This is a genomic window from Faecalibacterium sp. 7 (assembly GCF_049562865.1).
In the GTDB taxonomy this organism is placed as follows: Bacteria; Bacillota; Clostridia; order Oscillospirales; family Ruminococcaceae; genus Faecalibacterium; species Faecalibacterium wellingii.
On sequence record NZ_CP186911.1, the window covers coordinates 1,094,599 to 1,107,319 of the forward strand.

Annotated in this window: 11 protein-coding genes, 1 rRNA gene and 1 pseudogene; 3 read left to right on the forward strand and 10 right to left on the reverse strand. The window is 57.8% G+C overall.

Annotation, left to right across the window (positions count from 1 at the left end; translation table 11 throughout):
• Nucleotides 1–67: 67 nt before the first annotated feature.
• Nucleotides 68–184, forward strand: a 5S ribosomal RNA gene (gene rrf, locus ACKXF7_RS05345).
• Between the two features lie 194 nt (nt 185–378).
• Here the strand turns inward: rrf and lepA are convergent.
• From lepA to ACKXF7_RS05365, 4 genes and pseudogenes are all read right to left on the reverse strand, one after another.
• A complete protein-coding gene (gene lepA, locus ACKXF7_RS05350) occupies nt 379–2,190 on the reverse strand; it encodes a translation elongation factor 4 (protein WP_423742347.1) in 1,812 nt (603 codons plus the stop codon).
• Between the two features lie 53 nt (nt 2,191–2,243).
• A pseudogene (gene alr, locus ACKXF7_RS05355) lies at nt 2,244–3,445 on the reverse strand (alanine racemase).
• A 3-nt stretch (nt 3,446–3,448) separates the two neighbouring features.
• The gene (locus tag ACKXF7_RS05360; RefSeq protein ID WP_423742348.1) at nt 3,449–4,228 is read right to left on the reverse strand and encodes a tRNA 2-thiocytidine biosynthesis TtcA family protein; all 780 of its coding nucleotides are present in this window, start codon (nt 4,226–4,228) and stop codon (nt 3,449–3,451) included.
• Nucleotides 4,225–4,794, reverse strand: coding sequence for a hypothetical protein (locus ACKXF7_RS05365; protein ID WP_423742349.1), 570 nt, complete (start codon nt 4,792–4,794; stop codon nt 4,225–4,227). The genes ACKXF7_RS05360 and ACKXF7_RS05365 overlap by 4 nt, the downstream gene beginning before the upstream one ends.
• A 311-nt stretch (nt 4,795–5,105) precedes the next feature.
• On the opposite strand from ACKXF7_RS05365, the gene rplM reads away from it, so the two are divergent.
• Both rplM and rpsI read left to right on the forward strand, forming a co-directional pair.
• The gene (gene rplM / locus ACKXF7_RS05370; protein ID WP_005938158.1) at nt 5,106–5,534 is read left to right on the forward strand and encodes a 50S ribosomal protein L13; all 429 of its coding nucleotides are present in this window, start codon (nt 5,106–5,108) and stop codon (nt 5,532–5,534) included.
• Between the two features lie 17 nt (nt 5,535–5,551).
• On the forward strand, nt 5,552–5,950 hold the full coding sequence (gene rpsI, locus ACKXF7_RS05375) for a 30S ribosomal protein S9 (protein ID WP_249237512.1): 399 nt from the start codon (nt 5,552–5,554) through the stop codon (nt 5,948–5,950).
• 256 nt (nt 5,951–6,206) lie between these two features.
• Here the strand turns inward: rpsI and ACKXF7_RS05380 are convergent, their stop codons facing one another.
• The 6 genes from ACKXF7_RS05380 to ACKXF7_RS05405 form a co-directional block, all read right to left on the reverse strand.
• Nucleotides 6,207–10,823, reverse strand: a complete 4,617-nt coding sequence (locus ACKXF7_RS05380) for a hypothetical protein (protein WP_423742350.1) — start codon at nt 10,821–10,823, stop codon at nt 6,207–6,209.
• A 495-nt stretch (nt 10,824–11,318) separates the two neighbouring features.
• The gene (locus tag ACKXF7_RS05385) at nt 11,319–11,570 is read right to left on the reverse strand and encodes a phage holin (protein ID WP_249237510.1); all 252 of its coding nucleotides are present in this window, start codon (nt 11,568–11,570) and stop codon (nt 11,319–11,321) included.
• 1 nt (nt 11,571) lies between these two features.
• On the reverse strand, nt 11,572–11,799 hold the full coding sequence (locus ACKXF7_RS05390; protein WP_249237509.1) for a hypothetical protein: 228 nt from the start codon (nt 11,797–11,799) through the stop codon (nt 11,572–11,574).
• Between the two features lie 13 nt (nt 11,800–11,812).
• Nucleotides 11,813–12,223, reverse strand: coding sequence for a YcbK family protein (locus ACKXF7_RS05395; RefSeq protein ID WP_423742351.1), 411 nt, complete (start codon nt 12,221–12,223; stop codon nt 11,813–11,815).
• Nucleotides 12,216–12,329, reverse strand: a complete 114-nt coding sequence (locus ACKXF7_RS05400) for a CD1375 family protein (protein ID WP_423742352.1) — start codon at nt 12,327–12,329, stop codon at nt 12,216–12,218. Before ACKXF7_RS05400 ends, ACKXF7_RS05395 begins: the two co-directional genes overlap by 8 nt.
• On the reverse strand, nt 12,329–12,721 hold the full coding sequence (locus ACKXF7_RS05405) for a hypothetical protein (protein ID WP_423742353.1): 393 nt from the start codon (nt 12,719–12,721) through the stop codon (nt 12,329–12,331). The genes ACKXF7_RS05400 and ACKXF7_RS05405 overlap by 1 nt, the downstream gene beginning before the upstream one ends.

Consider the following 12,721-nt stretch of genomic DNA (forward strand, 5'->3'; position numbering starts at 1 on the left):
AGGCACGTCCTTCTAAGAAACACTGGACAAAGTAGACCAGTTATGGTATACTAGGCCAGTCAGATCGGTCGGTGTCAATGACGGTGAGGTTCCACCTGTTCCCATTCCGAACACAGAAGTTAAGCTCACTTGTGCCGAAGATAGTTCGCTGGAAACGGCGCGTGAAAATAGGTAGTCGCCGACTTGAACAAAAACGCTTCAGAAGAAATTCTGAGGCGTTTTTTGTTGTCTGAACTGCTGGTTTGAAAAATGTCGTAAAGGATAGAAAATGAGAGCTGCAGAGGAAACCTTTGCACTGCAGTAAAAACAGATGAAACAAGCCCGCGTCCCGGTATGCGCAGTTGCATGACCGGAACGCGGGCCTTTGCTTTTATAGGATCAATCGTCATCGCTGTCCAGCTTGAGCACAGCGGTGAAGGCCTCACTGGGCAGGGAAACGCTGCCCAGCTGACGCATCTTCTTTTTGCCTTCCTTCTGCTTTTCCAGCAGCTTCTTTTTGCGGGAGATGTCGCCGCCGTAGCACTTGGCCAGCACGTCCTTGCGCATGGCCTTGACCGTCTCGCGGGCAATGATCTTGCCGCCGATGGCGGCCTGCACCGGGATCTCGAACAGGTTGCGGGGGATATTGTCCCGCAGCTTCTCGCAGATGCGGCGGCCCTTGGCGTAAGCGTTATCGCGGAACACGATCATGGACAGCGCGTCCACAGGGTCGCCATTGAGCAGGAAGTCCAGCTTGACCAGATCGCTCTCACGGTACTCCTTGAACTCATAGTCGTAGCTGGCGTAGCCCCGGCTGCGGCTCTTGATGGCATCGAAGAAGTCGTACACGATCTCGCCCAGCGGCAGAGCATAGTGCAGGTCCACCCGCACATCGTCCAGATACTTCATGTCGATCAGCACGCCGCGCTTGTTCTGGCACAGATCCATCAGGCCGCCCACATAATCGTTGGGGGTGTACAGATGCACGTCCACAAAAGGCTCTTCCTGCTTGACGATGTTGGAGGGGTCCGGATAGCTGGAAGGATTGTCGATCATCTCCACGGTGCCGTCGGTGAGGGTCAGGCGGTAGCGCACGCTGGGGGTGGTGGTGATGATGTCCAGATCAAACTCCCGTTCCAGACGCTCGGTGATGATCTCCATATGCAGCAGGCCAAGGAAACCGCAGCGGAAGCCAAAGCCCAGCGCCGCACTGGTCTCCAGCTCAAAGGTGAGGGAGGCGTCATTCAGCTGCAGCTTTTCCAGCGCGTCCTTCAGGTCGGGGTACTTGGCACCGTCGGCGGGGTAGATGCCGCAGAACACCATGGGCTTGACCTGACGGTAGCCGGGCAGCGCCTCCGGAGTGGGGCGGTCGGCCAGCGTGACGGTGTCACCCACGCGGGTGTCCTGCACGGTCTTGATGCTGGCGGTCAGGTAGCCCACCTCGCCGGCCTGCAGCTGTGTGCAGGGGGTCAGGTTGGTGGCACCCATGTGGCCTACTTCCACCAGCGTGAACTCGGCACCGGTGGCCATCATGCGGATGGTATCGCCGGGCTTGACCGTGCCTTCAAACACACGGATATAGACGATAACGCCCTTGTAGCTGTCGTAGATGCTGTCAAAGATCAGGGCCTTCAGTGGAGCATCCGGGTCGCCGGTGGGGGCGGGAATGTCGGTAACGACACGCTCCAGCACCTGATCCACATTCAGACCGGTCTTGGCAGAAACACGGGGCGCGTCCAGACAGGGCAGGCCGATCACGTCCTCCACCTCCTGCGCCACCTCGTCCGGGTGGGCACTGGGCAGATCGATCTTGTTCAGGATGGGCACCAGCTCCAGATCATGCTCCAGTGCCATGTAGGTGTTGGCCAGCGTCTGGGCCTCCACGCCCTGCGTGGCGTCCACCACAAGGATGGCACCCTCACAGGCGGCCAGACTGCGGCTGACCTCATAGGCAAAGTCCACATGGCCCGGGGTATCGATAAGGTTGAACTCGTAGGTCTTGCCGTCCTTGGCGGTATAGTTCATGGTGACGGCACGGGCCTTGATGGTGATGCCGCGCTCGCGCTCGATGTCCATGTTGTCCAGAATCTGGTCTTCCATGGTGCGCTCGTCCACGCTCTTGGTCAGCTCCAGAATACGGTCCGACAGGGTGGATTTACCGTGGTCGATGTGTGCGATGATGCAGAAGTTGCGGATATTATCTCTTGCCATTCAGTTCCTCCGAAAAAGTTGAGAAGCTATGATAGAGCGGCCTGTGGTGCCGGTCATGCTTTCAGGATCCAGTCCTCGACATCCACGATCTTTCCGTGCTCAAGGTAAACGCGGGGCACGCGGCGGGACACACCGCACAGCACCTCGTAGGAAATGGTGTCGGTCTTGCGGGCGATGGTTTCGGCCGTATCACTGACGCTGCCGCCCCACAGGATGGCCTCATCGCCCTCGCGGATGTCCGGGATGCCGGTCACATCCACCATCATCTGGTCCATGCACACGCGGCCCAGCACCGGGCAGGCCTTGCCGTGGATCTCCACGATGCCCTTGCCGCAGCTCAGCTGGCGGGGATAACCGTCAGCGTAGCCGGTGCACAGGGTGGCCACCAGCGTGGGCTTTTCGGCGGTGAAGCGGCGGCCATAGCTGGCGCTCTGGCCGGGCTGCATTTCCTTGACCATGCTCACCACGGTCTTGAGGGTCATCACCGGCCGGAACTGCCCGAAGCGCACCTCGTCGCTGGGGTCGTAGCCGTAGAGGATGATGCCGGGCCGCGCCATGCAGCGCTCCCGGGCCAATCCCTCGGGCCAGTCCGGGTGCAGCATCACGCCTGCAGAGTTGTCGCAATGAACGGTCTGCGGCTCATGGCCTGCCGCCTTGAGCGCATGGAACGCTCTGACGAACAGCGCGTGCTGCTCCGCGGTATAGGCAATGTTTTCTTCGGCGGTGTCGTCGGCCACCGAGAAGTGCTGGAACATGCCGGTCATTTCCAGCCCCGGCAGCGCACAGACCGCCAGCATTTCGCGGATGGCGGCGTCAAAATCGGTGCGCAGGGCAAAGCCGATGCGGCCCATGCCGGTATCGGCCTTGAGGTGATCTTTACCCTGCCGCCTGCCTTTACCGCAGCAGCGGAAAGGTTCTGCGCCTGCTCGGTGGAGTAGCATGCCACGGTGATATCCTCGTGGATGAGGGTCTGGGCGTACTCCGGCTGCACATGGCCCAAAATGAGGATGGGCAGCGTCTGCCCGTCCTGACGCAGCTGCATGGCCTCGGTCAGGCAGCTGACGGCCAGACAGACCGCGCCCTCCTCGGCAAAGATGCGGGCACACTGCACGGCACCGTGGCCGTAGCTGTCGGCCTTGACCACCGCGCACAGCGGCAGGGCACCGGCCCGGGCCTTGACGGCCCGGAAGTTATGACGCAGGGCGTCCAGGTCGATCTCGGCCCAGACGTGTTTTTCAAAAGGTTGAGTCTGCATGATTCATTCTTCCTCGTTTGTAATTGCAAAGCTGCCGCGTCCGCTGTGGACGGGACGCCAGCCGTCGATGCCGCTCTCCTGCAGGGCGTGCAGGGTCTTTTGCCGGAAGGCGTGGTCGGTGCGGCAGCGCTCCTTGACGAACTCCTTGGTCTGTTCGCGCACGGTCACGCCGTCGGCAGGGCAGACGCTCTTGACGATGGGCAGCCCCTCGGCGTGCACTGCGGAAATGACCTCCTGCTCGGTGGCCAGCAGCATGGGCCGGATGAGGGTCAGGTCCCGGCGCGAAAGATAAGTGACCGGCGAGAAACAGCCGATGCGGCCCTCCCGCCAGAGATTCATGTAAAAGGTCTCCACGGCATCGTCCAGATGGTGGCCCAGCGCCACCTTGTTGCAGCCCAGTTCCTGCGCCGCCGTGTGCAGTGCACCGCGCCGCAGCTTAGCGCACAGGGCGCAGGGGTTCTTCTCCTTGCGGTAGTCGAACACCACGGGGCCGATCTCGGTGCGGCGGATCTCATAGGGGATGTCGTACCGGGCAAACAGCTCCTGCAATACGGTGTAATCCATGGGCTTGCCGCCAAACTGCGGGTCCAGCGTGACAGCCTGCACCGTAAAATCAAAGCCGATATACTTGCGCAGCTCCGCAAGGCCAATGGTCAGCGCTACGCTGTCCTTGCCGCCGGAAACGCCCACCATCACCTTGTCGCCGGGGGCGATCATTTCATAGTCCTGCACAGCCTTGCGCATCAGGCCGCACAGACGCTGCATCGCACGGGAACTGCTCATGACAGGGTCACACTTTCCACAAGATTCACAATGTCGTTGATGGAGGCCAGTTTGGTCAGGCCGGAAACATACACCACGTCACCGCTGGGGTAGGTAATGGTGGCCAGAACCGCATAATACGCCTGAATGTCGCAGCGCACGGCCTCCACCTCGGCACCGTCCACGGTCAGGTTCACCTTGCGGGGCTTGATAACGCCATAGGCCTGCTTGAGGTCTTTCTCGGACGCATTGATAAAGTCCGCGTAGCTGTCGGCGGTGCCGCGCTGCAGCAGCACGGCTTGGTAGTCCTCGCCGTCGGCGCTGTCTGCCGTGGCAAGTTCCAGCACGGTGCCAAGGGTGCTGTCCTCGGTCATCCGGCATACCTTCCAGATGGAACTGTCGTAGTAAACGGAAACGCCGTTGGAGCCGGTATAGTGGGTGTCCGGGTTTGCGGGCACACTGCGGTTGACCAGCAGCGTTAATATAATGTAAGCGACGATGCCAAGGGCAACAAAGATGCCCATGGCGGCCAGCAGTTTGGAGGTGCGGCGCTGGGCAGAAGCATTGCGGTCGATCTCGTTTGACATGTAGAAAGCTCTCCTTATCCGTGTGCACAGCAAAAGCTGCCATATCCTTTATAGTATACCACACCAAGGGGCAAAATTGTAGCGGGCAGAGGCAGAAAATGTGCGGCGGCGGGCAGAAAATTTTACAGAAAATGCGTTTTTAGAAAACGAGAGCATTCAAGAGAAAACGAGAGCATTCGAGAGATTGAAAAAATTACAGCGAAAAAATCAAAAAATGCTGTTGACAGGTGCCTTTTTATGATGTATACTGACACTCGCGCCCCACAAAGGCGCCTGAAACGTTACAAAAAGCTTATCAGGAGGAAATAGATATGAGCACTACTCTCGTAAAGCCCGCTGAAGTCGAGCGCAAGTGGTACCTGCTCGACGCTGCCGGCAAGAGCCTGGGCCACGTCGCTGCTGAGGCCGCTGTTCTGCTGCGCGGCAAGCAGAAGGTCGATTACACCCCCAACGTGGACTGCGGCGATTTCGTTGTTGTCATCAACTGCGATCAGGCTGTTCTGACCGGCAAGAAGGCCGAGCAGAAGTTCCACATCACCCACAGCAAGTACATCGGCGGCCTGAAGAAGGTCCAGTACAGCAAGCTGATGGCTGAGCACAGCGATCTGGCCATGACCTACGCTGTCAAGGGCATGATCCCTTCCAACACCATCGGTGCTAAGGCTCTGACCCGCCTGCACTGCTACCAGGGTGCCGAGCACGCTCACGCAGCTCAGAAGCCCGAGAAGATCGAGTTCTAAGAAGGAGGCAATCGAACATGTACGAAACCAAACCTTATTTCTACGGCACTGGTCGTCGTAAGGATTCCGTTGCCCGCGTTCGCGTTTACACCGGCACTGGCAAGATCACCATCAACGATCGTGATATCGACAACTACTTTGGTCTGGAGACCCTGAAGCTGATCGTCCGTTCTCCGCTGGTCCTGCTGGGCCTGGAGGGCAAGTACGACGTCGTCGTCCGCGTTTCCGGCGGCGGTGTTTCCGGTCAGGCTGGCGCTATCCGTCACGGCCTGAGCCGCGCTCTGCTGCAGCAGAACGAGGAGAACCGTCCTGTCCTGAAGAAGGCTGGCTTCCTGACCCGCGATCCTCGTATGAAGGAACGTAAGAAGTACGGTCTGAAGGCTGCACGTCGTGCACCCCAGTTCTCCAAGCGCTGATTATATTTCAGATGCATTTTTACGGCTCTGCTTCGGCAGGGCCGTTTTTTGCTGTCTGCGTTCCACAGAACGGAGCATACAACAAAGCGCCCCCACTCCGGTTTTGGAGCGGGGGCGCTTTGTCTGTGAGGGTTTACAGCCGGAAGGCTGTATGCGGAATAGGAGATTGGGACATATCAGCCAGAGCGATCCGGCTCAGTCTGTCCGGCGGTGCAAAGCAGGGAGACACAGGTTTGTGAAAGGGGGGAAGCGCGGCTCAGTGCTTTGCGTTTTTGCCGAGCAGGCTGGCGAACGCGCCAGTGATCATCAGGGTCATGCCGCTGAGGGCCAGACCGATGGCGGCCAGCCAGTTCACGCCGGTCTGCGGCAGGGCATGTGCGTCCTGCACAGCGGGCAGAGCGGGGTCAGCAGGCAGAACGGGGGCGTCCGGCTTTGCGTCCTGCACGGGCGGCAGCTCAGGGGTGCCGGGCAGTACGGGCGAGTCGTGATCCTTTTCCTCAATGATCTCGTCGCCGCCGTCGTCGTCGTCGCCGTCGGGATCAATGTGCACGATCTCGGTGCCGGGGATCAGGACATCCCGGCTTTCCACGGTGGTGCTGTCGTAGGTGATGTGGGCTTTCTTTTCCACATCGGTCATCTTGGCGTAGGCAGACAGCTTGGCATCCTTCTCGGTGCGGTAGGTGTAGCGGAAGCTGCCGCTGTCCTTGTGGCCGGTGCCGTTACCGGTGAAGGTGCGGATGAGCAGATCACGGTAGCTGTAGTAGGTATCCTCGCCGGTGCCCGTGACCGGGCTGCCCAGCGTATCGGTGTGATCCTGCGTGTAGGTGTAGGAGTAATCGCCGTTCGTGGTGCTGCTACTGCCGCTGTCGAAGTTGGGATTTTCGTTGGTCGTGGTGGTCTCGGTGGTCTTTTTGAGCAGCTGCAGCCACTGGTCGGCCTTCTGATCACGGCTGAGGATTCTCCACGGAGCGGTGATGGTCTGGATGTCAGACGAGGTCTGCCCAACGACCATGCCATCGCGTACCTGAATGAGCTTGGAGATCATCAGGTCATAACCGCCGCCGTACCCGAAGCTGTCATACTGGCGCTCGTAGGTCTGATTGACGCAGGTGTTGGCGTCACGGGTCATATAGCCGTAAGCTTCCAACTGGGAGCTCTTGGTATACACCTGAAATTTGTCGCCAACTTTCACCACATACTTGGCAAAATCTTCCTCGCTGACGGTGTTGTATGCACGCCCGGTTTCAGCGCAATAAGCAAGTTTGGCATCTTCTCGGTTCCAATATTTTGTAACGTTACCGTCACTGCCCTTCACAGCATCATATACAACGGTGCCGGTCAGTTTGTAGTAAGCACTCTTGGTCGGGAGGGTATTCTTGTAATTGCTGCCGCGGTTGTACTCGTAATGGCCGCTGCCCTTTTTGCCATCCTCGGGGTCGAAAGTGATTTCGTCCTCCAGACTAACCGTTGTGTTTGTGTTGTTTTTGTCTTTGACAAGGTCATCGGCCTTATAGTTCCATTCCAGCTTCAGGCCTTTGCCGATCAGCACACAATCGGTGGTTTCAACATTGTTCTGCTCATCGGGCAGAAGCTCAAGCTGAGAGTCGGAAGCAAGGTCAAGATGCTTGATATAGTCGGGGTGGTTGTAGGTGACGATGTCTTTGGCATCAGGGTAAACGTACTTACCGGAAGAAGAATCCCAGTAATAGTATTTTTCTGTCCAATAGTCATATTTGAGTTTCTGAACAGAACCGTCCGGCTTGACGTAATAAGTGCCCTTTTTATCCGCGCCGGAGTAGTAGTTCCTGAGCGTTTCCTCATAGGAACGGCCATACTTATCGGTTTTGCCTTCGTTGACCTTGACATCGGTTTTATGGGCTTCGGCGGCCTGAGCCTGCAGAGCTTTGATGAGCTCGTCCTTGCTCATGTCCTTAAAAGAAACCGCCTTTTTAAAATAGTTTATGAGGTCTTCGTTCAGTGTGGTAGATGCGGTGATCTGGGTGTTGCCGATCCAGAGTTCGTCGCCCTTATCCTTGTCAAGCTTCGGGAGAATCTCGGTCTTGATGTCCTCAAGCAGTTTTTCGCAGGCGTTCCGGAAGTTCTTGTCGTAGTTTTCGTCCTTTTTGATGGTCACGACTGTGCTGGAGGTGTGATGCTCTTCCGTCATCACGTCCAACTCTTTGCTCAGCCTGCTGTAATCGATCGTAACGGTCTTGCCGTTCTTTGTATTTGTATAGGATGCGGTCTTGCCGTCGGCGCTCAGCTGGATGTCCTCTGTGGTGATGCCCGGGAAGTCGCTTGCCAGCTTATCGACCAGCAGTGCTTTGACCTGAGAGCCGGTCAAGGAAGCGGTGCTGTCCTTTTCGGTAAAGGTATAGGTGGTCTTTTGATTGTTCGCATCAATGACGTCACAGGTGTACGAACCATCCGCGTTCTTATGCGTGATCGTATAAGGCTTTCCGTCAACGGTGATCGTACCAGCCGCTTCGTTAATGGTCCACTTCTTGTTGCCGTCAACATAGATAATGTCGCTGACAGACTCCTCGGTTTTGCTGGTCGTTGTCTGCTTTTGGGTAGCAGTCCAGCTGATCTTTCTGGTGCTGCCGGTGAAGACCGGACTGGAGATCTGATAGCCGTCTGCTTCCAACTCTGCGCGGGTCTTGCTGGTTTTCTGTTCCAGCTGCTCCCAGGCAAGCCGCTCTGCAAGCTCGTTCTTCTCAGCATCGCTGAGCGGAACGTCTTCCTCGGTGACCACATAGGTGGTGACGGTCTTGCCATCCGCAGAAGTGACCCGATAGGTCGTTATGGTCTTGTTGCCGTCTTGCTCGGTCTTGACCTTCGTAGCCCCTTCCGGCTCTGTCCACGTATCGCCGGAACTTACAGAATACGAATCGCCTCCGGAACCGCTATCCGTCCACGAGACCGTACCGGTAGTGATCTGAGCCGTGCCGGTAACGGTGTGCGTCTTGCGGTCGGTCGCGTCCGGGGTATCGGGCAGATCGGTGACTTTAGAGGGATCCTCAGAGGTAGTGGGGTCGGTGTAGTTCAGGGTATAGGTCTTACCGTCGAGAGTGTAGGTGAAGGTGTGATCGGTTTCGTTGAACTTGCCGTTCCTCAGCGCTTCCCCTGCCTGATCGTCATTAAGTCCCAGCTCTTTCAGAGCGTCGATCACCGCATTGTTGAGGGCGTCGGTCTTTACAGTGATTTCGGCTTCGTTCTTACCCGAAACCATTTCTTCTTCCGATTTCTTCGTCTCCGTGACCGTGACGGTGTAAGACAAAGTCTTGCGGAGGGTGTCATTCTGCTCTTTGGTCAGTTCGGCGTGTTCATCACCGTTGCCGATGTAGTAGATCGTATCGGTGGTTTTATCATACTGGTACTTGCCGCTGTCCATTTTTTCCAGTTTTTCAAAGATCTGGGCGTTGGTAAGTTCTTTAGCGGCTCCCTCATCCACCTCAATGGTATACTCACGATCACCGTTTTTAACAGTGTAAGTCTTCTTGGTGCCCTTAGTGGTGGGGGTGGTGCTGTCCATCAGTCGTTCGAGTTCCGCAGCACTGATGGTGGTTTTCGGTTTGCCGGTTTCATCGGTCACCTCAATGCTATCGGGCAGCTTCACATGGGAAATGTCCTCCGAACCAACGTCATGCTTGCCCTTCTCAAGGGCCACGATGAGGGTGATGGTGGTGTCCACGGTCACCTCGTTTTTCTTCACATGCAGGGTGGTGGTGCGGGTGCGCTGCTGGCCGTCTTTATCGGTGTAGGTCTCGGTGCGCACCAGATCGTAGGTGCCGTCGCCGTGGTCGATCTTGGTGGAATTGGTGAACTTTTCCAGCTCGTCGGAGCCCATCTTGCCCTCAAGGTGCTCGGTTTTGGTCAGGGTGAGGGTCTTGGAGTTGCCATCATCAGAAGGTTCCACTTTGTCCACCTTGTAGCCGTTGAACTCAGTGCCCGTCCCAGTGCTCCAGTCGGGCTTTTTCTCGCCCAGCTCCGTGTTCAGATCGATCTGATCTCCCGAGATTTCTTCCCCGGTGTGAGATTCTGCCTTCACCTCGCCGCTGGCGGTGGTCGTGGTAGTCTCGGTGCCGGGGGTCAGGGTCGGTGTCTCAATATCAACAGAACCGTCCGGGTTCGTCGTTACCTTAGGGGGCTTGGTGGTGTCCGGTTTCGACTCTGCGCCGGGGTTGGGGGTCACGACGGTGGTGCTTTCCCCCGGTTTCTCGGTCAGGGTGGAATCACCGATCTTGATTTGCTCTTTTATTTCGCTGCCGGTGCCGCTATCGGTGTTGCCGGTGTTGTCGGTGTTGCCGGTGTTGTCGGTGTTGTCGGTGTTGCCGGTGTTGTCGGTGTTGCCGGTGTTGTCGGTGTTGCCGGTGTTGTCGGTGTTGCCGGTGTTGCCGGTGTTGTCGGTGTTGCCGGTGTTGTCGGTGTTGTCGGTGTTGCCGGTGTTGTCGGTGTTGCCGGTGTTGTCGGTGTTGTCGGTGTTGCCGTTGTCGCCGGTGCCGTCGTTGTCGCCGGTGCCGTCGATCTCAGGCTCCCGCTCCTGTTCGGGCGCGTCCTTGGTAATGTCGGCCTTGGAGCTGGAGTTGCCATCGGTATCCGTCTTGGGTTTGCTGTATTCGCTCAGATGCTCGTCCGGGGCCAGCATGTCCTGCTTCTCCTCAGCCTTTACCTCGGTGTTGGAGCTGCCCTCAGATGCAGCAGCAACGGGTGCAGAAACAGAGCTTCCCTCTGTCGATTGAGGCGCGCTGTCGGTTGGCTCATTCGAGACGGCGTTCACATCATCTGCCGCATTCGCGATCAGGGGCTGGGCCGCAACACATGCGGTCAGTGCCATAGACATTGCAGCAACTTTAAATTTTTTATTCGTCATGATCCCAGGTCTCCTTTCCTGTCGCCATGTGTATGATAGTCCGATAAATCGGACTGCTGAAACTGTTTCCCCCAACTACTTACGTTATAGCATTTTCGGAAATTTTCGTCAAGAAAAACTATCCCGTAACGTTGAAATTCTGCGTTCTGTATAAATCAGCATCCCGCAGATTTGGTACTAATTCCAAGGGCTTGTTGCACGTTTGGTGCGACTTGTTGCAGACGTGTGCGTTTATGTGACGTTTGTGTTGCAGATGCATGGAATTACCATAGAAATTCCTCCCTTTCGCTTCTGTCTGGATTATACATGATTTGGGCGCGAAAATCATCAAAACCTGCGTGAATCGCCCTCGAACCTGCGTGAATCGCTCAAACGGACAGCAAAAAAGCCCCGGGAAGGGCCGCTGCGCACCTCCCGGGGCTGCTGTGAAAGATGACTAAAAAAGTAATACTTTCAATTTAAAAAGTGCTACTTTTGCACCGTTCGGGTGCTGTTTTACTCGCCTTTCTGCTTCAAGCGGGCGTATTCGGCGTCTGCCTGAATGGCGGCGGCGGTGAAACTGTTGTTGTTCCACCAGCTCACCAGCGCGGCCACGGTGGTGATGCCGGCGGTGACCAGCTGCTCCACGGTCTGGCTCTCGATGGGCAGCACGGGCTTGCCGCAGGCGCTCAGCAGCTGATTGGTCAGGGCCAGCAGCAGGCAGGCGGTGCGGGCGATGGTTGCGGCGGAGATCTTATGGATGTTCATGTCAGTTCCTCACTTTCTCGTTGTGTTCAAGGTCTGCGATGCGGTGGTTGGCCACCTTCATCTGTTCTTCTAAGATGGGTACGCGGCGGGCAAAATTGTTATGCTCGCGCACCTCGCGGGTCAGTTCTTCCAGCTTGGTGTCGGTCACGGCCTGACTGCGGCTGTTGGCGATCAGCACACCGATCAGGGTCACGGCACCGGCGATCACGGCGGACAGGATGCTTTCCACTGGTCTCACCCCCTCAGCCTGTCCATCGGCTCTTGACGGGGCGCACGTCCACATGCACCCAGCCCGCTGCCCGGCCCGCCTTTACCGGGTAGCGGCCAATGCCGCCGGTGCCGGGCAGCAGAGTCTCCGCGTAGGCGGCAAGCTGCTCCACCGGAACACCGGCCACCCGGATGTCGGCGGCTCTGCCGTAGCAGTGCTGGCTGTAGGGGGCACCGCCCACGGCCCTGTTGTGGGCGGCGGTGCGGTAGCCGCTGGTAATGACCACCGGCGCACCGAAGTGATCCCGGATGCTCTGCAGCAGCTGTACCAGCGCACTGTCCACGAACAGCGGGTCAGAGCCGTCCCTGCAGGCAAATTCCCGCACCCGGAAGCTGCGGCTCAGCAGGGCATTGCCGTCCTTCCGACGGGAATAGGCGTTAAGCATGGGCATCCCCCTGCAGCAGGGCTGCCACCGCGTCCCGCAGCCGGGCGGGGACATCGTCCGGCGTTTTGAGCCCCTTGCGGATCAGGGCCGCATAGATCTTTGCCATCAGGCATCACTCCTTTCGTACAGTTCACACAGGGCAAGCTGCAGGTCGGTCAGCTGCTGCATCAGGTCGGCCACCGTCTCCGGCAGCTTGTCCTTTGCTTCCTGCTTTTTGCGCGCTTCTTCCTGCGCGGCCAGCTCTTCGGCGGTATAACGGATGTACCTTTTAATGGGCAGCTGCTCGGTCCACGCGGGCCTTGCCGGTACGCCCGGCACATCCACCACCCGCTGCACGTCCTTGCCGCCGCCGGGGTATTCGGCCACTGTCTCGTAGTGGGCCACCTCAGCCACAGCCTCCTGTGCCGGGTGCTCCAGCGGCTGGGTGTCGTCGGTCAGATACCCAAGGGTCAGGTCCGGGTTTTCCACGACCGCGCCGGTCTCATCAATGATCTTCAT